The organism is Nonomuraea sp. NPDC050451 (assembly GCF_044458585.1).
Genome location: NZ_JBITHZ010000065.1, coordinates 14371 through 36127, shown reverse-complemented (window position 1 = coordinate 36127; position 21757 = coordinate 14371). Strand labels below are relative to the sequence as shown.

Sequence of the window (21757 nt, the reverse complement as noted above, 5' to 3'; positions counted from 1 at the left end):
GCTGCCTCCTGCTTCACCCCACCGCTACGACGGCCGGGCGACGGTGGTCTTACACCTCCGTTCGGACAAACAGCGCTTTCCATGGCGCACTGACACGTTTCTTACCGGCACCCCCTGTTCGAGGCGAGAGTGTCGCCCGCACTGCACGGCACCAACCTGCTCTCGCCATGCAGGGGCTCGGGGACGGGAGTCCCGAGTCCGACTGATGGCCGGTTCTGGTCGTACCTCGGCTCGACCCGAGTCGGAAAGCGCCGCCCCGGCTGGTTGGCCAGAATTGGAGCCCTTTGCTGCCTCTTGCTCTGAGAGGGGCCTATAACCGGTTGTGCGCCGGCCTGGGCACGCCGCCAGAATGGGCGCATGACCACGCCCGCCGACTTGGAGTTCATGGCCGGGCTGCCGGCAGCGTGGGGTTTCCCCCCGGGCACGACGATCACCCGCGCCGAGCAGGGGACCAACAACCAGACGTTCCTGCTCCGCCAGGGGGGCCTCAGATTCGTGCTCCGGGTCAGCCAGACCCTGTCCGCCGCGCAGGTCGACGCCGAGCACCGGATCCTGCGGCGGCTACAGCAAGCCGGACTTCCCTTCCAGGTGCCTGAGCCAGTCGCCGCGCTCAGCGGAGACACGGTGATCGAGACTACGGCCGGACCCGCCACTGTCTGCCGGTGGATCCCCGGCGTGCGTCCCGACCTCACGGGCCAGACGGCACTCGAGCGCTTCGGCCGGGCGGCCGGGCTGCTCGGCAAGGCGATGCTGGGCGTGCCGCCAGAAGACGGGCTGGGGGACTGGCGCGGAGACCCTCTCCTGGCGCACCCCGCCGTACCGCACGTCGGCGGCCTTTGCCGTCAGCTACGCGCCGCCGGGATCAGCGCGGAGCGGGCCGCCCGCCTCGACGCCGTGACTCGCCGTGTCGGGCAGGAGTGGCTTGCGGGCGGTGGCGCGCTGCCGACCCAGGTCATCCATGGTGACCTGGCGGCCTGGAACGTGCTGGTCGACGAGGACAACGGGGAGGTGAGCGGGCTGCTTGACTTCGAGTTCGCCGGGGTGGGCTTTCTTGTCCAGGAGGTGATGGCGGCGTTGTTCTACAGCGGGGCCCTGGAGATGCCCGACTGGCAGCCCGGCACGGCGGCCTTCCTGCGGGGGTACGCCTCGGTCCGCCCGTTGGACGCCGCCGAGGCCGACGCGCTGCCCCGGTTGCTCCTCGCCCGGGCGGTCGGCAGCGTCCTGTGGCGGGCGGGCCTCTGGCTGACCGGGAAGGCACAGCTCGACGAGGTCGTCGACCGAATCCGCAAGCTGGAGGACACGACCCGCTGGCTCGACGCCAACGGCGCAAAGCTCCGGTCACTCGCGGCCGCCGGCGGGCACGGGTGACTCAGAACTACGGCTGGCGCGAGTCCCACGGCAGAGCTCGGCACCTCGATATTCGCAGGTCAGCGAGTTCAAGATCCGCCCAAGGCCGGAATTCCTGTTAGCTCGGCTGAACCCGAGGTGGGGCCAGAACTCATGCGTGATCAAGGGATCCACGATCGCTAGGTTGGGCCAATTCTCACGCGAACCGGCACCGTTGAAGATCGCCGAGTGGGGCCCTCTTTCACGCGAGAAATCAACCACCTGCTCATCGTCGGTCACGGCGACGATTGCGACGGTCGCGCCGCCCACGAGGATGTCCCACACGTCCTCGTTCGGCCTTGGGGAACATCGGTACAGCGGTTAACGCTAAACCGCTGATCTTGCCCCGGGAGCATCGGTACAGCCGTTGGCGCTGAGATCGACCATGGTCCTAAGCTGATGCGGCCTCGGGACATCGGTACAGCCGTTATCGGTGAGATTGCTCTTGAGTCGCGGTGCCCCTCGGGACTGAGCTGTCGGTCGGGCCTCCTGGACATGCGTGGACCCCGGCGGCCGACCGCCGGGGTCCACGGCTTCGGTGCGCGTCAGTCGAGCTCGACGAGCGGCGGCAACTGGCGGAGGGCTTCGGGCAGCTCGCTGATGCCGGGGTGAACCAGGTGCGCGCGGACGGCTTCGACGTCCGTGACGAGGACGTGGCCCGTCTCTCGCCGTTCGTGCGGCACCACATCAACATGCTGGGCCGCTACTCCTTCCGGCTGCCCGACCTGCCCGACCTGCCCGACGCTATGAGGCCCCTGCGTGACCCAGACGCGGCCGATGAGTAGACCGGGAGGAAGGAGACAGCTGCCGACCCCGGCCGTTGTCCGGCGGCACACGGCCGCCGGACAAGGTCGCCCACCGCCGAAATCAGACGCCTTCGCGCAGGTACAGGTCGCGCAGCAGGCCGATCTCGCCGCCGTGATGCGCGACCTCGACCAGAGCGTGCAGCGCGAGCTTCAGATAGGTCTCATCGGCCCAACCGCCGGGGCCTATGCCTATCGGCGCCAACAGGCGCTTGTCGCCGAGGGCTGCGATACGGGAGATGAAGTGCTCCCAGTCCTCGGCGAGCGCCTGGACGCCCTCTTTCGCGGTGCCCGGCCACTCGTGGCGGTCGCCGAACTCGGGGACGTCCTCGAAGAAGTGGATCACATAGCCGCGCAGGCAGAGGCTGCCGATGTGCCAGATGCGCCAGGCGATCGTCGTGACGGGGTCCGGCACGTCCGGGACCGACTGCGGAATCAGCTCGTCGACACGGAAGACGCCGTCGTCGCCGGGGCGGATGCTGATGCAGTCGCTGACCGGCTCCCAGTGGTACTCGGCGTCGGTCAGGCCCTCAAGGCGCCCGAACAGCCGGGATCGCACGCGTTCGAAGGCCGCGAGAATGTCCCGCGTGGCGGGGTCGGGCACGATCATGTCAGCCAAGTCAACTCCAGGGCTCGGTGGTTTCGGGTCGGTCGGGATGATCAGGATCGACGGGTCGGCCAGCTCGGTCACGTGCCGCCGCCTCGGCGCGTGTCGCCGGGTGCGAGCAGGCTGGTGAGTTCGGCGATGGCGTCAGGCGACGGCTTGAAGTAGCGGCGCAGGTTCTCCGGCTTGCGGTGCCGGGACTCGGCCATCAGCATCAGCAGCGACGCGCCAGCCTCGCCCAGGTGTGTCAGCGCGGAGTGGCGGTATTCGTGCAGGTCCCAGCCCGTCCCCGGGGCCTGTGTGGCGGTGTGGATGTCCAGCAGGGCGCGGGCCTGGCCGTAGGACAGGCGCGCCGCCCCGGTGTCTGGGCACACGTCCCGAGGGCCAATGACCTTCCCCGGCCCCGCACGGCGGGCGGTGACGAACACCGGACCGCGGGTGCGGCCCTTGAGCAGCCGGGGCAGCAGCCGGGCGGTGCCGGCATCCCAGTACACCGGCTCCAGCACGTAGTCCCCATGCGACTGGCCCCGGCGGCGGGCCTTGGTCCGGGCGTCCTTGGCCTTGACCAGGCAACGGCGCACGGCGAAGTCCAGGTCCTCGATGTTGCCGCCCAGGATCTCCTCGGACCGCCCGGCGGTCTCGTAGAGAATCCGCCACAGCGCCTTCTCCCACAGGTGCACCTCGCGCCGCGCGATCAGCCGGTCGACCGCCATCTTCGAGCGGGCCGGGGTTTCGGAGTCCGGCACCGCCAGCCGCTTCGCCCAGGCCGGGACCATCGGTCCCCCGTAGCCGCGCTCACGGCACCAGCCGAGCGAGGACAGCATCCCCGCCCGGCGGGAGTTCCAGGTGTTTACCGCCGCGGTGCCCCAGAGCAGTTCGAGGGCCTCGCCGATCTCGTCGTCCGCGACCGACGCCAGCGGCCGGGCCTCGCCGGGCCGTTCAGCGGTCTTGCCCACCCCGATCCCGTGGTTGCGGACCGTGTTTGGGTTGCCGAGCGAGTCGAGAAACACGTCCGCCGCCGCGCGGACGGTCAACGCCTTCCCGGCCGGCAGTTGTACGACGGCGGGCACCGCTTCCCCCTTGCCACAGATAACAGGGCCGCTTCACGTAGCGGCCGGAGAACGTCACCGCAGGTGACGGATCAAGCTACCGCAGATACTAGGGCGTTATCTGTGGGATGACTTCAAGATCGCCCCGCGCCCGACGTCCCGTCAGGCGCCCACTAGGGCCGACAGATGCTTGGCGCCGGTTTTCGTTCCGATGTTCCTCAACCCCGACTCCGCCGGACTACCGCCAAAATCCGGTCCGATCCTCCTCGCGGGCCGGCCGAGCTGCAGGGGTCTGCGCATCACTCCGGACCGGCACGCCACCACCGCGCCCGCCAAGGCCGCCGTGGGGCCGCAGCAGCCGCGGCCAGGGCCGCGGCTGCGATGGGCGCGCTTTCTCCGTGCGTGGCGGGCGGCCGCGACGGCGCGTCTCGTCCGCGCGTGCCGGGTGGCAGGACGGCGCGTCTTGTCCGCGCGTGGCGGGCGGCCGCGAGGCGCCGGGCTGTGGGTCGAGTGGCTGGGCTTTGCGTCGGTGGCAGAGGTCGGCAGTCGTCCGGCGCGGGCGTGGCGCGCAAGCGGTCATGTTTTTTTAATTTTATTTTCTGGAAAATCAAAAATGGTAGGCTGCCCGCCGTGACTTCGGAGGCCAGTGTGGTAACGCCTTGTAAGCATTGTGGGGCGCCGATCGAGCAGCGGCGGGGGAGGGGGCGGCCCAAGGCTTACTGCCCTGAGAAGGACTGCCAGGCGGCGGCCAAGCGGGAGCGGGAGTTGCGGCGGGCCACGCCGGGGTTGGAAGGGGCGCTGGCCAGGGCCGAGCAGTTGTACGACCGGATGGAGAGCGGGCTGGCCGCCGCCATCGAGCCGCTGGCGCGGGCCCTCGCCGAGGAACTGAGTCCGGCGGGGGTCGAGGCGAAGCTGAGCGCGGTGCAGGCTGAGGCGCACACGCGCGTTGCCATCGCGCGCACCGAGCGAGAGCAGGCGTTCGAGCAGGTACGGCTGGCGCGCGAGGCCACCGAGCACGCCCGCAGGCAGACGGCCGAGATGCGGGTACGGCTCGAAGAGGCGGAGGCCGAGCGCGAGACGGCACTGGGTGATGCCGAGCGGGCGCGGGAGCAGGCGCTGGCCGCGTTGCGCGAGGCCGCGAGCACCGAACGACAGGCGCTGCAGACGGCCGAGGAGGCGAAGCGACGCGCGAGGACGGCCGAGCGGCGGGCCGAGGAGGCGCTGCATCGGGGCGAGCTGACGGAGCAGGCCAGGGACCAGGCCGTTCATGAATTGGCCGATCGGGCGGAGCTGGCCGAGCGGCGTGCGGCCGAAGCCCTGGAGGAGGCTGAGCAGCGCACCGCCGAGGCGCGGACGCAGGTCGTACGGGCTCAAGAGGAGGCCGACCGGGCACGGGAGGAACGCGACCGGGCCCGGGACGAGACGGCGGCGGCCGTGCGGGAGCGTGAGCAGGCCGAACGGAAGATGATCGAGGCGCAGGCCCGCGCGGAGGCGGCGGCGCAGGAGCGGGGCCGGGCGGTGGAACGGGCGGTCACGGCCGAACGGGCAGCGGCGGAAGCTGAGCGGGACCGGGCCGTGGCCCTCAAGGAGGCCGAGCGGGACCGAGCCATGACGCTCAAGGAGGCTGAGCGGGATCGGGCCGTGGCGCTCAAGGAAGCCGAGCGGGACCGGGCGGTGGCGCTCAAGGAGGCATCGCAGGCGGCGGCCGAGGTGGAGCGGTTGGAGGGGAAGGTGGCGGAGGCGTCCGCGTCGCTGACCCGGGAGCGGAAGCTGGCCTCGCGGGAGAAGTCCCGGGCTGATGCCGCGGCGAAGGAACGGGACGGGTTGCTGGCGGAGCTGAGGCTGGAGCGGATGCGGCTGGAGGATCTGCGGGCCGAGTTGGAGGCGGTACGGGCGGAGGCGGCGCAGCTGCGGGAACGGGCGGTGGCCGCGGAACTTCGCTCGTCCCAGGGAAGTCCCGGCGGCCTAACCGTAGGCGGTGGCTTGTCCTAGGGGAAGTCCGGCGGCCTAACCGTAGGCGGTGGCTTGTCCTAGGGGAGGTCCGGCGGCCTGGCCGTGGGCGGCGTGCCGGTGAGAAACGTGTCATGAGCCCGAAACGAGCGATGACGGGGTGATGGACAGGCAGCATGGCCGCCACGACAGCCGGGCGATGATGAACGGATGAGCACCGATGCTCACGCCGGCCAAGGGCGACGATGAACGGACGAGCACCGACGCTCACACTGGCGGGAGGGCGCCGCTCACGATGATGGGAGGGCGCCGCTCATGCTGGCGGGAGGGCACTGCTCACCTCGGCGGAGGAGCACGCCGCGTATGAAGCGCGGGCTCACACCTTTCTCTCATCGTGCGCAGGTAGAACGATGTCGTGAACGAACAACTCGCCGCGAAAGTGCTGGTCGTCGATGACGAGCCGAACATTCGTGAGCTGCTGTCCGAGGCTCTGGGACTGAACGGCTTCCTCGTACGGACCGTGCCGGACGGCCGCCAGGCGCTGGAGGCGGTGGCAAGGGAGCGGCCCGACATCATCGTGCTGGACGTGATGATGCCCGGCCTGGACGGATTCGCGGTCGCGCGCAGGCTGCGCGAAGCCGGTGACTGCCCGATGATGCTCTTCCTGACCGCCAAGGACGCGGTGTCCGACCGGATCGCCGGGCTGACCGCCGGTGGCGACGACTATGTGACCAAGCCCTTCAGCCTGGAAGAGGTGGTGCTGCGGCTCCGGGCGATCATGCGCAGAATGCGCTCGCCGGAGGAGCAGGTCGACGACGGCGTGCTGCGGTACGCGGATCTGGAACTCGATGAGCAGGCCCACACCGTGCGTCGGGCCGGGCGCGCGATTCACTTGTCGCCGACCGAGTTCAGCCTGCTGCGGTACCTGATGATCAACGCCGAACGGGTGGTCAGCAAGGCGCAGATCCTCGACCGGGTGTGGGACTACGACTTCGACGGCGAAAGCAGGATCGTCGAGTCCTACATCAGCTACCTGCGGCGGAAGATCGACGCTGAGGGCCCGCCGCTGATCCACACGCTGCGTGGCGTCGGCTACCGGCTGGGGCCTTCATGAGACCGGCCTGGCCTCTGCGGCATCGGCTGCTCGCCGCGCTGCTCGGTCTGTGCGCGGCCGGCCTGGCGGCCTTCGCCACGGCAAGCGTGCTGCTCCTGGACCGTTCGCTGCTGTCCAGGGTGGACGCCCAGCTGAGCGAGGTGGCCACCACCTTCGGCCGCCGCCCGCTGCCTCCTCCGCCGCCGGTCGACAAGGGCCAGACCGCGCAGCTCCCGACGCAGTTCCGGATCGCCATGTACGGCCCGTCCGGGACCCTGCTGCGCAACGTACCCACCGAGACCTCCGACGGGCCGGCCATCCCCGACACGGCGATCTCCACGATCCCGCGAGACCCCGTCACCGTGCCCGCCAAGACGGGGCCCGGACAGTGGCGCATCCTGGTGCGGAGCCTGCCCGACGGCACCAGGCTGGCGGTGGCGATGTCGCTGGAGCCCAACCAGGCGACCGTGCACCAGATCCTGGTCATCGAGGTGGTGGTGGGCAGCCTGGTGCTGCTGCTGCTCGGCACGCTCTCCCTCACAGTGGTACGGCTGGGGCTGCGCCCGCTCACCCGCATGGAGCGTACCGCCGAGGCCATCGCAGGCGGAGACATCGACCGCAGGGTCAGTGACACCGACCCGGGCACCGAGACGGGACGGCTCGGCAGAGCGCTCAACATCATGCTGGAGCGCCTGGCGACCGCGCTACGCGAGTTCGAGCGCTCCGAACGGCGATTGCGTCATTTCGTCGCCGACGCCTCTCATGAGCTCCGCACGCCGCTCACCTCCATCCGGGGCTTCGCCGAGCTCTACCACCACGGCCAGGGCACCAGAGATCCGGCGGCCGAGCGGCTGCTGCGCAGGATCGAGGCCGAGGCGGCACGCATGGGCGTACTGGTGGAGGACATGCTGCTGCTGGCCAGAATGGACCAGGAGCCCGCGCTGGAGCCCGGCATCGCGGACCTGCACGTGCTGGCCGGGGACGTGGTGCACGCCGCCCGGGCCCGCGATCGTGAGCGGCCGATCCGGCTGGTCGTCTCCGACGATCCGGTGTTCGTGCTCGGCGACGAACACCGCCTGCATCAGGTCATCGCCAACCTGGTCGGCAACGCCATACAGCACACGGCCTCGGGTAAGGAGATACGCGTCACGGTCAGCCGGCGCGCGGTCGCCGGCGTTCCCGCTCCCGGCGTCGTGCACGCCGGGTCCGGACCCGACCCCCATGCCGCAGCCGCGCTGATCGAGGTGCGCGACGAGGGGCAGGGCATCGATCCCGAGCACCTGCCGCACGTGTTCGACCGCTTCTACCGGGCCGACGCGGGCCGCTCCCGCGACAGCGGCGGAAGCGGGCTGGGCCTGGCCATCGTCGCGGCGCTCGTGCAGGCGCACGACGGCCGGATAGAGGTGACGAGCACCCCCGGCCACGGAACCGCTTTCCGCGTGCTGCTTCCACTCAACCAGACCCAGGACGACTGAGTTCACCTTCACGTCAGATTCGGTTCACACATTATTCCCAGCTTCGTGCTGTCAGATGTGTGCTGACGAAAGGGGGAACATGCTGGAAAGGTTCCGCAAACCAGCCGTCTCCGCAGGTCGCGACAGTGATCAGCCAGTGTCCGCCGCCGGGGTGAACGGTGACCAGGGCCACCGGCTGCGGGCACCGAGCAGGCTGCACGCCTTCAACCGGTACGAGATCAAGTACCTCGTGGACACGGCCGAGGCAGCCGGCCTCCGCGAGGAGATCGAGCAGCGGCTGGATCGCGACCGCCACAGCGGCGACCAGGGCTACGGCATCTGGAGTGTCTACTACGACACCCGGCAGCTGCGCTTCTACTGGGAGAAGATCGAAGGGCTGAAGTTCCGCAGGAAGCTGCGGGTGCGCCACTACGGCGACCGGTTCACCGTGGGGGACGACACGCAGGTGTTCGTCGAGATCAAGCAGCGGGTCAACCGGGTCACCCAGAAGCGCCGGGTACGCCTGCCGTACCGGGACGCGCTGCGCCTGTGCGACGGACGGCAGCTGGTCGAGCACGAGCCCTCCCAGCGGGCCTTCCTGGAAGAAGTGCTCGACCTGGTCCTCCGACTGGACCTGCGGGCCACCGCGATGACCGGCTACACCCGGCACGCGTACGTGGGCCGCGACGCCGACGTGGGCCTGCGCGTCACCTTCGACCACCGCATCCGCGGCCGCGACCGGGACTTCCACCTCGGCGCCGACGCCGAGAACCGGCTCATCGTCCCCGCCGGCAAATCGATAGTGGAGGTCAAGGCCAACGAGCGGGTGCCGTACTGGCTGACCGACCTGACCGCCAAGCGGAACCTGCAGGTGGTGCGGGTTTCCAAGTACTGCCAGAGCGTGGAGGCCTACGGGCTGGCCCCGCGCTCCGTCTTCCACGTTCCTGACCACGAGCTCGACTTCCGCCGCCATCGGCCGACCGTTCTCTCGGAGGCATGACCCCCCATGGACTTCTCCTTCCAGGATCTGTCCGGCACGTTCAGCGTGGCCGACATCGCTATCGCGATGTCGCTGTCGTTCGTGCTCAGCGCGATGATCGGCTGGGTGTACCGGGCGACGCACCGCAACGTGTCCTACAGCCAGTCGTACGTGCAGACGCTGGTCATCCTCGGCATGCTGATCTCGCTGATCATGCTGGTCGTCGGCTCGAACATCGCCCGCGCCTTCGCCCTGGTCGGCGCTTTGTCGGTGGTACGTTTCCGCAACGCCATCAAGGAGACCCGCGACGTCGGGTTCATCTTCCTCGTGATGGGCGTCGGCATGGCCGTCGGCACCCGCTTCTACCTGCTGGCCGTCGTCGCGGCCGTGGCGATCTCGCTGATCGTGATGGTCATGCACCGGTTCAACTGGTTCCAGCTCAACGTGCGGCGGCAGGTGGTCAAGGTCCAGGTCCCCTCGGACGAGGACTTCACCGCCACGATCCAGGACGTCCTCATCCGGCACACCGACGAGTTCGAGCTGGTCAGCATGGAGTCGATCCGCGGGGGAGCGCTGACGGAGCTGATGTACACCGTCAAGATCAAGAAGGGCAGCGAGCCGGCCGATCTGATCGGCGGTCTGCGCGAGCGCAACCACGGCCAGTCGGTCACGGTCCTGACCGGGTACGACCAGACTGACCTGTAGGCCCGGCACATGGCGCAGCTCAAGCATCGCATCCCGGTCAAACTCCGGCACAACTGGAAGCTGGTGGCGCTGTGCGCGGCGTTCCTGGCCGTCTGCTGGGGCCTGTTCGGCAGCGGGACGATCCGCCCGTACGTCACCACCGCCCAGGCCGCCGAAGCCGAGACCGTCACCACGAACCTGACCGGCACCGAAGACCTGTTCGACGCCTCCGTGGCGCACGACGTGAAGCTCACCTTCACCGACGAGGCCTACGAGGACATGCTGGGCGAGTACTTCAAGGACGGCGAGAAGTAGTACGTCGAAGCCGACCTGACCATCGACGGCACCCGCATCCCCAGCGTGGGCGTCCGGCTCAAGGGCAACTCCACCCTGGCGGGGCTGACCTGGAAAGGACAGTCCAAGCGGCGGAGCATGCCCGGTGGCGGCCGGCGGCCCGAAGGACTGCCGGAGGGCTTCGAACCGCCCGCAGGCTTTGGACCGCCCGGCGACGGGCAGCAGCAGGGGCCGCCTGGGGGCGGCATGTTCGGCGCGTCCCTCAAGGGTGAGGAGCCGGAGAAGCTGCCGTGGCTGATCAGCTTCGACGAGTTCGTGGAGGGCCGCCGCTACCAGGGGCACAGTCAGGTGGCGGTACGGCCGGCCGCGATGGGCTCGACGACGCTGCTGAACGAGGCACTGGGCATCTCGCTGGTCAGCGCCTCCGGCGAGCCGACCCAGCGCTCCACGTACAGCTCCTTCACCGTCAACGGCCGCTCCTCGACCCCGCGCCTGCTGGTGGAGTACCTCGACGAGGGCTACGCCGAAGGCCTCGGCGACGGCGTGTTGTACAAGTCGCTGGCCAGCGGCTCCTTCAGCTACAAGGGCGAGGACCAGACCGGGTACGCCAGCGACTTCAAGCAGGTCAACAAGGTCGGCGGCAAGGACCTCCAGCCGGTCATCGACCTGGTCAAATGGGTGAACGAAGCCTCCGACGCCGAGTTCGCCGAGGGCCTTGCCGACCGGCTGGACGTGGAGTCGTTCGCCCGCTACCTGGCCCTGCAGAACCTCATGGTCAACTTCGACGACATGGCCGGCCCCGGACGCAACTACTACCTGTGGTACGACCTGAACACCAGGAAGTTCAAGGTCATCACCTGGGACCTCAATTTCGCCTTCAACGGCGACGCCAAGAGCGGTGTCAACGACACGATCGGGATGGGCTTCGGCCGTGGAGGTTCCCAGGGGTCCACCCCGCCTGAGGGCGGCGGCATGATGCGCATGGGCCACCCCCTGAAGGAGAAGTTCCTCAAGAACGCCAAGTTCAAGAAGATCTACGAGGAGCAATATCGCGTCCTGTACGGCAAGCTGCTGGGCAACGACACCGCGGTCGGCCTGCTCGACGAGCTTGTCACGTCGTACAAGCTGAACGAGAAGGCCGACACCGCCAAGGTCGACGCCGAGGCGCGGACGTTGCGTACGTTCCTGCAGACCCGGACCGAGACCCTGCGCTCGGACAAGGCGATCAGCGGCGCGTAGCACCTTCGCAGTGCTGGGCCTGCCCGGCAGGCCCAGCACTGCCGCCTGGCGACCTCGCCCCCACTCCGGCCGGGCCCGAGTCGTCGGCGGTCATCCGGCCAGCCCGAGCAGAGCGGGACTTCCTGCGAGTGGGAACGGGTACGCGATCATGTGATCCAGGTCGATCCCCGAGGACCCGCCCGCACCCCGTACCACCGCAAGAGTCCGGACATCCACGAATAGCTCGCCGGATCGGCTGCCTGGCCTTGCCGTTAGTGCCGTTCCTGTTGCTCGCGGCGACCGTCATGGCACCGGTGTGGATCAATGACCACCGCCTGGCGCGCATGGTGGACCGCATCCACGAGTACCCGCTGCCGCCCGGAACGGACTTCGGGGTCGTGGCCTGGACGCCATTCGACGAGCCCGGCACCCCCGTGGATGGCACCTCCGCCACGAAGCCAGTGATCATCGACCTGGGCGGCATGTACGACGACACCTGGATGGACATGCGCTGCTGGTGACGTGGCGGGCCGCTCGCATGCTGACCGACTGCCTCGGAGCTCAAGACGCCTGGTCTCCGGCGGCGCGGCCGCGATCAGTAGTAGCCGTGGATGGTGGTGGAGTTGAAGGTGCGCTTCTGGCCGTCAGGCTTGGTCAGCACGATGCGGCCGAACAGGTCGTCGATGTAGCCGTCGAAGAATCCGTCGTCCTCGTTGAGCTGGCTCCAGGTCGCCACCATGTCGAACTCGGCCGAGAGTCCGTTGTCCCCTGCGGCACTCCAGGTGACCGGCACCGACACCAGGCTGTTGTCGAAGGCGGGGTCCTCGCCGATGACCTTGGCGGAGAACTCGTCACCGGGATGATCGATGATGGCCTGGGCCTCCTCGCGGCTCATGGCCACGTCGATGCCGAGGTGGACGTTGATGTCCCCGCCAAGTTGTATCCGGTCGAGGCTGAAGCACATGACGAAGCCGCTGCCGCTGTTGCACACGTTCACGGGATTCGGCTCGGCCGAGGCGGGATTCGCCAGGAAGACGGCAGCGGTGGCCGCGGCCGATAAGACAATCAGTAGCCTGCGGATCGGGGAACGGTTGATGGTGCTCATGGGACGGCTCCTTCAGCCGGGGCGGCCCGGCGTCGCTGATACTTCTCCCCTTTCTGCGTTCCATCGCGTTCCACCCCGTTCTCTCTCAAGGCCTCCGCCCGAGTCGCTGAAAGCCCTCACCGGCCCCTGAAACACGCAGGCCTGATCGCCGGCACATCCGTCATCGTCCGTGTCGGCGGCCCGGCGCTCATTGCCGCGGCCGCCTGAGCTCTCAGCCCTTGGGTCGACGGCCGAAGTCCGTGGCGAGCCAGGTCGCGAGGTCCTCGGCCGGCCGGCCGCGGTCGCCGGACCCCGCTTCCCCCGCCTCCGGCTCCCGCACGCGGTCGAGGCGGAACACCCGCCAGCCGTCGGCGTCGAGGTCGTGGGCGAGAACGTACCAGCGTCCGCGGGCGTAGAGGCACCGCACCGCCTCCACCCGCCGCCGGCTGACGGCCCCGTGCCGGTCGCGGTAGCCGAACCGCAGCACGAGGTCCTGATCGGCCGCGCGGAGCAGCACCGCCAGGGTCGAGGGTTCCACGCCCCCGCACTCGCCGCCGACGTTCTCGCTGCCCGCGACGGCGGTGTCCAGGACGGTGCGCAGCCGCCGCGGGAGCACTTGCGACAGCTTGGCCAGCGCCCGGTGCGCGGCGTCCCCGGCAAGGATCCCCTCGACCATGCGCAGGGCCGCCACCAGAGCCACGACCTCATCGTCCTGGAAGACCAGCGGCGGCATCCGGTGCCCCGGGCGCAGCGCGTAGTGGCCACCCGGCCCGGGCCGGCTCTCGACGGCGTAGCCGAGGCTCTGCAGGCGGGCCACGTCGCGACGCACGGTGCGGGTGCTGACCTCGAGACGCCCGGCGAGCTCGGAAGCCGACCAGCTCGGCCGGGCGGCCAGCAACTCCAGCAGCCGGAGGGTCCGTCCGGCGGGATCGCCGTCGGCAGGGGCGAAGTCGGTCATGGCTCTAGTGTCGCCACAATCGCGGACAGGATCCGACCACATCTCCTCGTACGGTGGACGTCATGGAGATCGCTATCACAGCACCGTCCGGCAACGTCGGCCGCTTCCTGGTCGGTCACCTGGTCCGCGCCGGTGTCCGTCCGCGGCTGCTGAGCCGCCACCCCGAGCAGCCCCGCGCGACCTGGGGAGACCTCGTCGACGCCCGTGAGGTCGACCTGCGGGACGCCGCGGCCGTCACCGAGGCGACCCGCGGCGTTGACGCGCTGTTCCTGGTCGTGCCGCCCGGCGAGGCCGACGACCCCGTCGCGGCGTACGCCGAGGTCGGCGAGATCGTCGCCGCCGCGGTCGCCGAGAACCGCATCCCTCGCACCGTCCTGCAGAGCAGCGTCGGATCGGAGCTCCGCGAGGGCGCCGGTGAGATCGACGGGCTGGCCCGCGTCGAGGAGGCGCTGGACCGGGTCGTCGCCAAGGACGCCGATCTCGCCGTCACCCACCTGCGGTGCGGCTACTTCTTCAGCAACCTGCTGTTCGAGCTCGACAACATCCGCTCGGGCACCGTGGCCGTGCTCCTGCCCACCGACAAGCCGTTCTCCTGGGTCGCTCCGGCCGACATCGCCGCGGTGGCCGCGTCCCTGCTGCTGCGCGCCGACTGGTCGGGACGCCTGGTGCAGGCCGTGCACGGTCCACAGGACCTGTCCTGGGACGACGCCCTGGCCGTGGTCGGCGACGTCCTGGGTCGCACGGTCACCGCCCACCGCGTCGCCGACGACGACATGCGCGCCACGCTGGCCGGCGCCGGCATGTCCCCGGCGCAGGTCGAGGCCATCATGGGCATGTCGACCGGACTGCGCGAGGGATTCGTCCCCGAGCAGCCGCGGACCCCCGTGACCACGACCGACACGACGCTCGGAGCATGGGCCTGGGCCGAACTCCGTCCCGCCCTCGACACGACCGGATGACGCGTGCCCGACTTGTGACGTGTCAGAATCTCCGGCACGCCGGCGGCGGGACGGCCTGGCAGAGCGTCTTCCACCTCCACTTGGTCCCCCGCTTCGAGCCCACCGACCTCACGCCGCCGTGGACCGAGGTCGAGCACCCGGTCGAGTCCCTCAAGGGGCTGGCCGGGGGATCAGGGCCTGGCGCTGAAGGCGAGCGCCAGGACGGGCTCTGAACACTGCTGGCAGCTTGGACCCCCACCTTCAAGCAGCTGACCAGCTACGTCGCTTGAGAACCCCAGAAAACGATTGCGTCCCTACCTCGACCTCGGTACTGGTGAAGTCGCGTATTCAACTGTGGTGAGTGGTTCTTCCCGTCGGGTGACGTTCTGTGTTCCCGGCGGCGTAGCGGATCATGCTCAGCCCCGACTCGCCGTGGCGCGCCGCAGGTCGGGGACCCAGATCTCGACGTGGTGCAGCAAGCCGGCGGCAGGCGTTTCGGTCATGGAGACGACCCTCCATGGCGGTCACTCTCCTCCATGCATGGGACAGGAGTCTGGCGGCGGCGTCGCGTAGCGGAGGAAGAGACGATCGGCTTTGCTCAGGAAGGGCTCGATCTGGGCCTGCATCGTGCCGTCCGCCCCGCGGGCGAACGACCAGATGCGGGTTGTTTCTCCGCTTCGAGGCAGAAATCGCCGCCACCATGTGGAGACCTTTTTGTCCGGGTCGTCATTGACGCCGTAGTGGTGGGCGAGCCGCGGGAGCCGGCGCGTGAACTCGACCTTGTCGCCGAAGTCCCATTCCTCGCCATCAGGCCGGGCGATGAAGCTCAGGAAGGGAAATTTGCTCTCGACCCCGCGCGCCTGGACGGCATCCCTCAAGGTGATCGAGTCCAGGCCTGTCGCCCGTTCGTACGCATGCCTGGTGACATAGGCGAACAACTCGAAGTTCGGATAAACCTCCTCCGGCCAGCGTGAGCGCCTGGTAAGCGTGACCCGCTTGAGCCGGATCCGACCGTTCCTTGATGTGCTCGTCCGCTCGTGGCGGTAATTACGCGACAGCTCGTCGAGCTGCTGCATGGCCGACAGCTCGAGAATGCGATCGGGACAGTCGACAGCCTTTTCGAAGTCCTCTCGGCCCAGACTGATCAGCCAGTCCGCGAAATACTCGAATCCGTCGGACGATGCGTAGCCGGTGGTGATGTAGAAGGCCGCGTACATGTCCCAGGAACAGGCGCGGTTGCGGCAGATCGTGAACCAGACGTCGTAGTCCACGATCTCATCGGCGGACAGACCGGAGAGGTGATTCTTGAGCCATTCCACTCGCGCCTGCCGGGTGCCGGTCTCCGCGGCGGAGCGCTCGACCAGGTCCCAGAAACCGTCGACGTCCATGGCTCATGATCATGACATCCGGAGGGACTGCCTGCCTACCCGTCGCCCAGTGGTAACTGTCGAGAGTAGTCGTTCGGCCTCGGGGATCAATCGGGCAGCGGTTAGCGGTAAGGAATGATCGCTAGCACAGTGATCGCCCGTGCCGCTGGACATCGACCGAAGATCGCATGAGCCGGTCGGCTGGCGGATACCGTCCGCCGTGTGCCGATGGAGTTTCCGGCCGATGAGCAGGCCGGAGCGTACGGACGGTTCGTTGAGGAGCCGACGCGCCCGGAGACGGAGCGGTTCTTCTACCTCGATGACATGGACCGGCGGCTGATCGGGAAGCGGCGGGTGATCACAACCGTCTGGGTTTCGCGCTGCAGCTGTGCACGGTCCGGTACCTGAGGCTCTTCGTGGAGGACCCGCTGGACGTGCCGTGGCCGGTGGTCGTGTACGTGGCCGAGCACCTCGGCGTGGAGGACACCTCGTGCGTGAAGCGGTACACCGAGCGGCAGATGACGGCATACAAGCACGCCTGGGAGATCCGGGACACCTACGGCTACCATCCGTTCGAGGACGCGGAGTCGGGCCGGCGATTCCGCACCTTCCTGCACGCCCAGGCATGGACGCACGAGGAGGGGCCGGTGACACGGTTCAACCAGGCGGTGGGGTGCTGCGGCGCAACGGGATGCTGCTGCCGGGGGTGTAGGTGCCGGCGCGGCAGGTGGCGGAGAAGCGGCTGTACGCCACGATGACCAATGCCGCCCGGCGGGCGGACGGCTCGCTGCCCGCGGACCTGGTGACGCTGCTTCAGCGCCGGAGGGGCGGCGGATCCCACAGCTGGAGCGCCTGCGCCGGCCGCCGACCCGGACGACGGGCACCAGCATGGCGAAGGCCCTGGAGAGGGTGGACGAGATCTCCGCCTTCCAACTGGGCCGAGTGAAGGTGGACCGGCTGCCGCCGAACCCGCTGGCGACGCTGGTGGGGCCGGGGTCGACGGCGCCGATCCTGGAGCGCTCCTCGGAGCGGAAGCGCCCCGCACTGCTGACCTCGGTGGTGCGGAACCCGGAAGCGTCCGCGATCGACGACGCGCTGGACCTGTTCGCGCTGCTGATGCAGGTGAAGCTGAGTCGGCCATCAGCTGCCGGGCCGCGTCCAGCGCCCGCATTTTTCGGCTCCGAGCGGTAGTGGCACCGGGCCTGGGTGGTCGAAGTCGTCTGCCGCGGCTTCGACCACCTAGGCTTCCGGCCACGGTCGGGCTCGGGCCTGTGTCGGGGCGCCCGGGTATGCGCGGACCCGCGCCGTGGCTATTCCTCCCGGGCCGGACGGAGTACTCGGCGCACGGCGCCACGCAGCCACTGGTGGGCCCCGTCGGCGGTGTGGCGCGGGTGCCAGGCCATGCCGATCGTCAGTGGTGGCAGCGGCAGCGGGATTTCCAGCAGGCGCAGTCCCAGCGCGTGCGCCGCGTCGCCGAGTGGTGAAGGGGGCTCGCCCGGCAGCGCGGTCGGCACCAGGCAGACCACGTCGCCGACTGCGGCCAGCGCCATCGCCGCCAGATGTCCGGGCAGGACGGCGCTGACCCGCCGGCTGAGTCCTTGCTCGGCCAAGGCCGCGTCCAGCGGGCCGGTGAAGTGTCCCCGGCGGCTGACCGCCACGTGCTCGGCCGCGGCCAGCCTGGCGGGCGTCAGGGTTCCTTCGGCGAGCGGGTGCCCGGCCCTGACGCCGGCCGCCATCCGCAGCGTGACCAGCTCTTCGACCCGGGTCTCCGGGTCGACGTGGTCGATGGCCCCGATCTCCAGATCGATCCGGCCCTCCCGCAGCGCGGGGCCCGCCTCCCACTCCTCGGCCAGCACCCGCAGCGAGACGCCCGGCGCCCGGCGCCGGGCCAGCCCGAGCAGACCCGGCGCCAGCGCCGCGCCGACCAGGTCCGAGGCCTGGACGGTGAAGGTGCGCCGCAGCGCGGCGGGGTCGATCCCGCCGCTCGGGGTGAGCAATGCCTCCAGCCGGCGCACCACCGCGGCGGCCTCGTCCCGCAACGCCTCGGCGCGGGGTGTAGGCACCATCGCCTGTCCTGCCCGCACGAGTAGCGGGTCCTGGAGCACCCGGCGCAGCCGGGCCAGGGTACGGCTCATCGCCGCGGGGGAGGTGCGCAGCCGCGCGGCGGCACGGGTGACGCTCTGCTCGGCCAGCAGGGCGTCGAGGGCGACGGCGAGGTTGGCGTCGAGGTTCGGGGTTGGGCTGCTCACCAGCGTAATTCCGTTTCGGGCAATGATTGGATGCTGAAGTTCCCATTGTGGCAATGCGGTTCGGGTCTGCACGATCGAGGGACCGTACCGATCCGACTCAGACCGAGAGGTTTTCATGATCGTCATTACCGCACCCACCGGGAACATCGGCCGGCGGCTGCTGTCGCTGCTGCTCGAGGCCGCGCCCGCACGCGGAGATGAGTTGCGCGTCGTGGTCCGCGATCCTGCCCGGCTCCCCGAGGCCGTGCGCGGACGGGTCGAGGTGGTCACCGGCTCGCACGGCGACGCCGCGACCGTCGAGCGCGCCTTCACCGGGGCCGACGCCGTTTTCTGGCTGGTGCCGCCGGACGCCTCGGCCACTCCTGAAGAGGCGTTCAGCGGATTCACCCGCCCGGCCGCGCGGGCGTTCGCCGCCCACGGCGTCGGCCATGTCGTCGGCGTCTCGGCGCTCGGCCGCGGCACCCCGCAGGCCGCCCAGGCCGGGCTGGTCACCGCCTCCCTGGCCATGGACGATCTGATCGCCGGCTCCGGCGTCGCCTACCGCGCCCTGGCCAGCCCGTCCTTCTTCGAGAACCTGCTGGAGGAGGCCGACTCGATCCGCGAGAACGGCGTCTTCACCGACACCGTCGCCGCGGACCGTCCGGCCCCGCTGGTGGCCGTCGCCGACATCGCCGCGACGGCGGCCGGGCTGCTGCTGGACCGCTCCTGGAGCGGCGTCGGCAGTGTTCCGGTGCTCGGCCCGCAGGACCTGTCGCCCAACGACCTGGCCCGCATCATGACCGAGGAGCTGGGTCTTCTGGTCCGTTACCAGCGCCAGCCGCTCGACGAGCTGCGGTCCACTCTGCTCGGCTACGGCCTCAACGAGGCGTTCGTCGAGGGCGTCGTCGACATGAAGCGTGCCAAGGACCAGGGCCTGGACTCGGGCGTCGAGCGCTCGCCGCAGGCGGGTCCGGGCACCGGATTCGCGCAGTGGTGCGCGCAGACTCTCAAGCCCGCCGTCCTCGCCACACCGGAGGCAGTCGATGTCCACTGACCGAACCGAGCCGCCGGTCACCGCGTTCATGCTGGTCAAGACCACGCCCGAGTGGCTCGCGATGACCGTGGCCGAACGCGTCCAGGCCTTCACCACCCAAGTCGTCCCGGTGATCGAGGCCCGCACCCGCGGCGTCCGCTCCCGCTTCTACGACACGGAGTTCTACTCGGCGCGGGTCACCGACATCTGGGTCTGGGAGGCGGACGACCACGACGCCTACCGGCTGCTGATCGACGCGCTGCGCGAAACCCCCTTCTGGGACCGCTACTTCGATGTTGTGGACCTGCTCGTGGGCACCGAGAACGGCTACGCCCGCACCTACGACCTGGAGCCGGTGGCCACCCTCGCCACCTGACGCCCCTCCCTGACCGGCCGGTGCCGCCACCGCCCCGCGGAAGCACCGGCCGGCAGTTTCAGCTGAGCAGATGGCAACGTAACCCGGCTTTGCCGCTCGCGCGTACGTACAGGCCGCTGACGGACCGTGAGGCGAGTCTGGACTATCGCACAGCGTGGGGCTTGATCCTGATTAAGAGGTCGCGCAGATAGGCGTGCTGGTGCTACCCCGAGTGGATCCGGCTCGGCGTCTTCGCCAAACTCAAGCAGATCGCGCTGGAGTCCTACGACCGGATTGTCGGCCTCGTCCTCGACCAGATCGCCGTCGACGGCTCCATCACCAAAGCACCAGGCGGCGGTGAGGTCGCAGGGCGGTCGCCAGTCGATTGCGGAAAACAGGGGCTGAAACGCTCGGTCATGACGGACGGTTATGGAATCCCGCTGGGCCGCGTACTGGCCGGAGCGAACCGTCACGACTCCCCGATGCTCGCCCCGACCCTGGACCGCCTGGACGACCTGGGACCGCTGCCCGACGACACCACCGTGCACCTGAACGCCGGCTACGACTCCGACAAGACCCGCGCCCTCCTCGACGAACGCGGCCTGCACGGCCGCATCGCACACAAGGGCGAGAAGGCGCCCATCCAGGCAAGCCAGAGGTGGCACGTCGAACGCACCCACGCCTGACAGAACGCCTTCCACCGGATCGCCCGCTGCTACGAGCGGCGCGCCACCATCGTCGACGCATTCTTCGACCTTGCCGACACGATCATCACCGTGCGCAGTCTGATCCGGCAGGCATGGACGACTCACCGCGGGGACGGCCGCCCGAATCGCCGACCATGACCGCGCCCCTACCCGTACGGCCTCCTACAGCCCCGGGTAGAAGCCCGGAGAGCCCAGCTGCTCGAACCATCTCGGTGGCTCAGGCGCGGTGAACGCGTTGGCCATCGCGTCCAGCCAGGCGGCGAACGTGGGAAAGTCTGGGGTGGAGTTGGCCAGGTCCTCCCAGTCCCCGCCCTCAACGTAGCGTGCGCGCCCTTCCTGATCGTCGTAGTGGTGGTAGTAGACCGGGTATTCGCCGTCTGCGTCCGGCTGGGTGACATCGAAGCACCAGACCGCCTCGTTGTCTGCGTCGGCGAGGGCGAAGCCGACCAGGTGGTTGGTGGACAGCCACCGGCCGTCGCCGCGGTCCACATGCTCGGGCATATGCACGAGATCGGAGTTCAGCTCAACGATGGCATCGTCACCGACGATGACGAACTCGACATACCTGTTGGATGAGACGTCCCAGCGCTTACCGGCAAAGGTGTTGTGCTCGGCGAGGAAAACCCGGTAGCTGGGCGGAGCCGTCCACTCGACGGTTCCGAAATGGGGCTTCAGCCCTGTCTCGCGGTCGCGGACGGCTTCGGCGGAGGCGGGCTCCGACGCCGTGATGATGACCGTTCCGGATTCGGCGGCGCGGTGAAGGATTGCCAGGCTCTCGTGTATCGACATCGCGGTCCTTGATCGGGTGATCGTACGGCTACGTGGGCGTGGCCCAACTGTAGGTGCCTGATTGTGGCCGATAAGAGCGATCGGCGGGATCCGTAGAACTACACAAGGCGATGACGTATTCAATTACGCAGCGTCACGTTCGAGAACCCCAGCGGCCCGAGTGGGCAAGTCCTGACCAGCCCGCAGACAGCCTCCGTCCGCACCAATCCGCGTGGCCTCTAAGGCAGGGGAACGTCCGGCGGCCCGCTTCCCCTGGGTCAGCGACGAACAGGCCGCGGCCGCTGGCGTCGTCACCGATGACTGGAACGCGATCTCGGACTCCGAGAAGTGGCGGCGGGTGGTGTGGCTTGCACGCAACGGCGGCAAGACCCCGATTCAGCTCCTTGGCGTCAGCGAGCAGGAAATCAAGGCCGCTGGCCTGCGAGTTAACCGACTGGGATGTGCCGACGCCGCTGCCCACACTTCCTGGAACCCCGCCGCGGCGCCGTCCGGGCTGGCGCGGTGTGCACGTGCATGGCCTTCGCGCGTACAGCGACAGCGGATCGTGCATGCGTGCACGTGCACAACGGACCTTGGGCTGCCTCCTGCATCTCGGAGAACCTTTGTCCATTTCCGCTCTTGCCCGTTATATCCCGGGACGAAAGCGGACTGGGTTTTCAGTGTCGGTTGCAGATGAAGCTGTCGGTGTTCAGGTTGAGTTGTCGCTCGGCGTTATCTGGCAAAGCCAACGCGCCACAAGCCGGTTCACCGACAACAAGACCTGACGATGCCAAGGGGCTCCCGA

24 protein-coding genes and 1 pseudogene are annotated in these 21757 nt (G+C 69.2%); 18 read left to right on the top strand and 7 right to left on the bottom strand.

The window, feature by feature from the left end; all coding sequences use genetic code 11:
• The first annotated feature begins 357 nt into the window (after positions 1-357).
• Both ACIBI9_RS65140 and ACIBI9_RS65135 read left to right on the top strand, forming a co-directional pair.
• Entirely contained in the window at positions 358-1368 is a 1011-nt protein-coding gene (locus ACIBI9_RS65140) for a phosphotransferase enzyme family protein (protein WP_397238712.1), read from the top strand.
• 473 nt (positions 1369-1841) lie between these two features.
• Positions 1842-2171, top strand: coding sequence for a Tn3 family transposase (locus ACIBI9_RS65135; RefSeq protein WP_397238710.1), 330 nt, complete (start codon positions 1842-1844; stop codon positions 2169-2171).
• A gap of 82 nt (positions 2172-2253) precedes the next feature.
• Here the strand turns inward: ACIBI9_RS65135 and ACIBI9_RS65130 are convergent, their stop codons facing one another.
• Entirely contained in the window at positions 2254-2880 is a 627-nt protein-coding gene (locus tag ACIBI9_RS65130) for a DinB family protein (RefSeq protein WP_397238708.1), read from the bottom strand.
• Complete coding sequence (locus ACIBI9_RS65125; protein ID WP_397238706.1) at positions 2877-3863, bottom strand: tyrosine-type recombinase/integrase; 987 nt, start codon at positions 3861-3863, stop codon at positions 2877-2879. The genes ACIBI9_RS65130 and ACIBI9_RS65125 overlap by 4 nt, the downstream gene beginning before the upstream one ends.
• Before the next feature lie 744 nt (positions 3864-4607).
• Between ACIBI9_RS65125 and ACIBI9_RS65120 the strand changes: the two genes are divergently transcribed.
• From ACIBI9_RS65120 to ACIBI9_RS65085, 8 genes are all read left to right on the top strand, one after another.
• A complete protein-coding gene (locus ACIBI9_RS65120; protein WP_397238704.1) occupies positions 4608-5834 on the top strand; it encodes a hypothetical protein in 1227 nt (408 codons plus the stop codon).
• 373 nt (positions 5835-6207) lie between these two features.
• Complete coding sequence (locus ACIBI9_RS65115) at positions 6208-6906, top strand: response regulator transcription factor (protein WP_397238702.1); 699 nt, start codon at positions 6208-6210, stop codon at positions 6904-6906.
• Complete coding sequence (locus ACIBI9_RS65110) at positions 6903-8360, top strand: sensor histidine kinase (protein ID WP_397238700.1); 1458 nt, start codon at positions 6903-6905, stop codon at positions 8358-8360. The genes ACIBI9_RS65115 and ACIBI9_RS65110 overlap by 4 nt, the downstream gene beginning before the upstream one ends.
• 79 nt (positions 8361-8439) lie before the next feature.
• The gene (locus ACIBI9_RS65105; RefSeq protein ID WP_397238698.1) at positions 8440-9339 is read left to right on the top strand and encodes a polyphosphate polymerase domain-containing protein; all 900 of its coding nucleotides are present in this window, start codon (positions 8440-8442) and stop codon (positions 9337-9339) included.
• Positions 9340-9345: 6 nt separating this feature from the next.
• Positions 9346-10023 carry a DUF4956 domain-containing protein gene (locus tag ACIBI9_RS65100; protein WP_397238696.1) on the top strand — a complete coding sequence of 226 codons (678 nt, stop codon included), beginning with the start codon at positions 9346-9348 and terminating at the stop codon, positions 10021-10023.
• 9 nt (positions 10024-10032) lie between these two features.
• Positions 10033-10317: a hypothetical protein gene (locus tag ACIBI9_RS65095; protein WP_397238694.1), complete on the top strand. Its 285-nt coding sequence runs from the start codon at positions 10033-10035 to the stop codon at positions 10315-10317.
• Positions 10318-10362: 45 nt separating this feature from the next.
• A complete protein-coding gene (locus ACIBI9_RS65090) occupies positions 10363-11535 on the top strand; it encodes a CotH kinase family protein (RefSeq protein ID WP_397238692.1) in 1173 nt (390 codons plus the stop codon).
• 254 nt (positions 11536-11789) lie between these two features.
• Positions 11790-12035, top strand: coding sequence for a hypothetical protein (locus tag ACIBI9_RS65085; RefSeq protein ID WP_397238690.1), 246 nt, complete (start codon positions 11790-11792; stop codon positions 12033-12035).
• A gap of 74 nt (positions 12036-12109) precedes the next feature.
• Here the strand turns inward: ACIBI9_RS65085 and ACIBI9_RS65080 are convergent, their stop codons facing one another.
• Positions 12110-12619: a hypothetical protein gene (locus tag ACIBI9_RS65080; protein ID WP_397238688.1), complete on the bottom strand. Its 510-nt coding sequence runs from the start codon at positions 12617-12619 to the stop codon at positions 12110-12112.
• 211 nt (positions 12620-12830) lie between these two features.
• Positions 12831-13556: a helix-turn-helix transcriptional regulator gene (locus ACIBI9_RS65075; protein ID WP_397238686.1), complete on the bottom strand. Its 726-nt coding sequence runs from the start codon at positions 13554-13556 to the stop codon at positions 12831-12833.
• A gap of 62 nt (positions 13557-13618) precedes the next feature.
• On the opposite strand from ACIBI9_RS65075, the gene ACIBI9_RS65070 reads away from it, so the two are divergent.
• Positions 13619-14515, top strand: a complete 897-nt coding sequence (locus tag ACIBI9_RS65070) for an NAD(P)H-binding protein (protein ID WP_397238684.1) — start codon at positions 13619-13621, stop codon at positions 14513-14515.
• Between the two features lie 14 nt (positions 14516-14529).
• Positions 14530-14727, top strand: a complete 198-nt coding sequence (locus ACIBI9_RS65065; RefSeq protein WP_397238682.1) for a hypothetical protein — start codon at positions 14530-14532, stop codon at positions 14725-14727.
• Between the two features lie 291 nt (positions 14728-15018).
• Here the strand turns inward: ACIBI9_RS65065 and ACIBI9_RS65060 are convergent, their stop codons facing one another.
• Complete coding sequence (locus ACIBI9_RS65060) at positions 15019-15882, bottom strand: DUF4240 domain-containing protein (RefSeq protein ID WP_397238680.1); 864 nt, start codon at positions 15880-15882, stop codon at positions 15019-15021.
• 207 nt (positions 15883-16089) lie between these two features.
• Here ACIBI9_RS65060 and ACIBI9_RS65055 point away from each other — a divergent pair, with 207 nt between their 5' ends.
• The 3 genes from ACIBI9_RS65055 (at position 16090) to ACIBI9_RS65045 (ending at position 17052) form a co-directional block, all read left to right on the top strand.
• Positions 16090-16269 carry a hypothetical protein gene (locus tag ACIBI9_RS65055; RefSeq protein ID WP_397238678.1) on the top strand — a complete coding sequence of 60 codons (180 nt, stop codon included), beginning with the start codon at positions 16090-16092 and terminating at the stop codon, positions 16267-16269.
• Positions 16230-16619, top strand: a complete 390-nt coding sequence (locus tag ACIBI9_RS65050; protein ID WP_397238716.1) for a DUF4158 domain-containing protein — start codon at positions 16230-16232, stop codon at positions 16617-16619. Before ACIBI9_RS65055 ends, ACIBI9_RS65050 begins: the two co-directional genes overlap by 40 nt.
• Positions 16620-16749: 130 nt before the next feature.
• Positions 16750-17052, top strand: coding sequence for a hypothetical protein (locus ACIBI9_RS65045; RefSeq protein WP_397238676.1), 303 nt, complete (start codon positions 16750-16752; stop codon positions 17050-17052).
• Between the two features lie 119 nt (positions 17053-17171).
• Here ACIBI9_RS65045 and ACIBI9_RS65040 read toward each other — a convergent pair whose 3' ends face one another.
• Positions 17172-18110, bottom strand: a complete 939-nt coding sequence (locus ACIBI9_RS65040) for a LysR family transcriptional regulator (protein WP_397238674.1) — start codon at positions 18108-18110, stop codon at positions 17172-17174.
• 115 nt (positions 18111-18225) lie between these two features.
• Here ACIBI9_RS65040 and ACIBI9_RS65035 point away from each other — a divergent pair, with 115 nt between their 5' ends.
• The 3 genes and pseudogenes from ACIBI9_RS65035 to ACIBI9_RS65025 form a co-directional block, all read left to right on the top strand.
• Positions 18226-19143 (top strand): NAD(P)H-binding protein, encoded by a 918-nt coding sequence (locus ACIBI9_RS65035; RefSeq protein ID WP_397238672.1) that lies wholly within the window; start codon positions 18226-18228, stop codon positions 19141-19143.
• Positions 19133-19498: a darcynin family protein gene (locus ACIBI9_RS65030; RefSeq protein WP_397238670.1), complete on the top strand. Its 366-nt coding sequence runs from the start codon at positions 19133-19135 to the stop codon at positions 19496-19498. The genes ACIBI9_RS65035 and ACIBI9_RS65030 overlap by 11 nt, the downstream gene beginning before the upstream one ends.
• A gap of 209 nt (positions 19499-19707) precedes the next feature.
• Positions 19708-20322 (top strand): annotated as a pseudogene (locus ACIBI9_RS65025) (transposase); the annotation flags it as partial.
• A gap of 24 nt (positions 20323-20346) precedes the next feature.
• Here the strand turns inward: ACIBI9_RS65025 and ACIBI9_RS65020 are convergent.
• Positions 20347-20973, bottom strand: a complete 627-nt coding sequence (locus ACIBI9_RS65020) for a hypothetical protein (RefSeq protein WP_397238668.1) — start codon at positions 20971-20973, stop codon at positions 20347-20349.
• Between the last annotated feature and the right edge of the window lie 784 nt (positions 20974-21757).

Bases quoted from the DNA above. Each gene is read 5' to 3' on its own strand.
- ACIBI9_RS65060 (WP_397238680.1), bottom strand. From the start codon at position 15,882: ATGGACGTCGACGGTTTCTGGGACCTGGTCGAGCGCTCCGCCGCGGAG.
- ACIBI9_RS65095 (WP_397238694.1), top strand. From the start codon at position 10,033: ATGGCGCAGCTCAAGCATCGCATCCCGGTCAAACTCCGGCACAACTGG.
- ACIBI9_RS65035 (WP_397238672.1), top strand. From the start codon at position 18,226: ATGATCGTCATTACCGCACCCACCGGGAACATCGGCCGGCGGCTGCTG.
- ACIBI9_RS65045 (WP_397238676.1), top strand. From the start codon at position 16,750: ATGGCGAAGGCCCTGGAGAGGGTGGACGAGATCTCCGCCTTCCAACTG.
- ACIBI9_RS65055 (WP_397238678.1), top strand. From the start codon at position 16,090: ATGGAGTTTCCGGCCGATGAGCAGGCCGGAGCGTACGGACGGTTCGTT.
- ACIBI9_RS65105 (WP_397238698.1), top strand. From the start codon at position 8,440: ATGCTGGAAAGGTTCCGCAAACCAGCCGTCTCCGCAGGTCGCGACAGT.
- ACIBI9_RS65110 (WP_397238700.1), top strand. From the start codon at position 6,903: ATGAGACCGGCCTGGCCTCTGCGGCATCGGCTGCTCGCCGCGCTGCTC.
- ACIBI9_RS65100 (WP_397238696.1), top strand. From the start codon at position 9,346: ATGGACTTCTCCTTCCAGGATCTGTCCGGCACGTTCAGCGTGGCCGAC.
- ACIBI9_RS65020 (WP_397238668.1), bottom strand. From the start codon at position 20,973: ATGTCGATACACGAGAGCCTGGCAATCCTTCACCGCGCCGCCGAATCC.
- ACIBI9_RS65030 (WP_397238670.1), top strand. From the start codon at position 19,133: ATGTCCACTGACCGAACCGAGCCGCCGGTCACCGCGTTCATGCTGGTC.
- ACIBI9_RS65080 (WP_397238688.1), bottom strand. From the start codon at position 12,619: ATGAGCACCATCAACCGTTCCCCGATCCGCAGGCTACTGATTGTCTTA.
- ACIBI9_RS65075 (WP_397238686.1), bottom strand. From the start codon at position 13,556: ATGACCGACTTCGCCCCTGCCGACGGCGATCCCGCCGGACGGACCCTC.
- ACIBI9_RS65140 (WP_397238712.1), top strand. From the start codon at position 358: ATGACCACGCCCGCCGACTTGGAGTTCATGGCCGGGCTGCCGGCAGCG.
- ACIBI9_RS65070 (WP_397238684.1), top strand. From the start codon at position 13,619: ATGGAGATCGCTATCACAGCACCGTCCGGCAACGTCGGCCGCTTCCTG.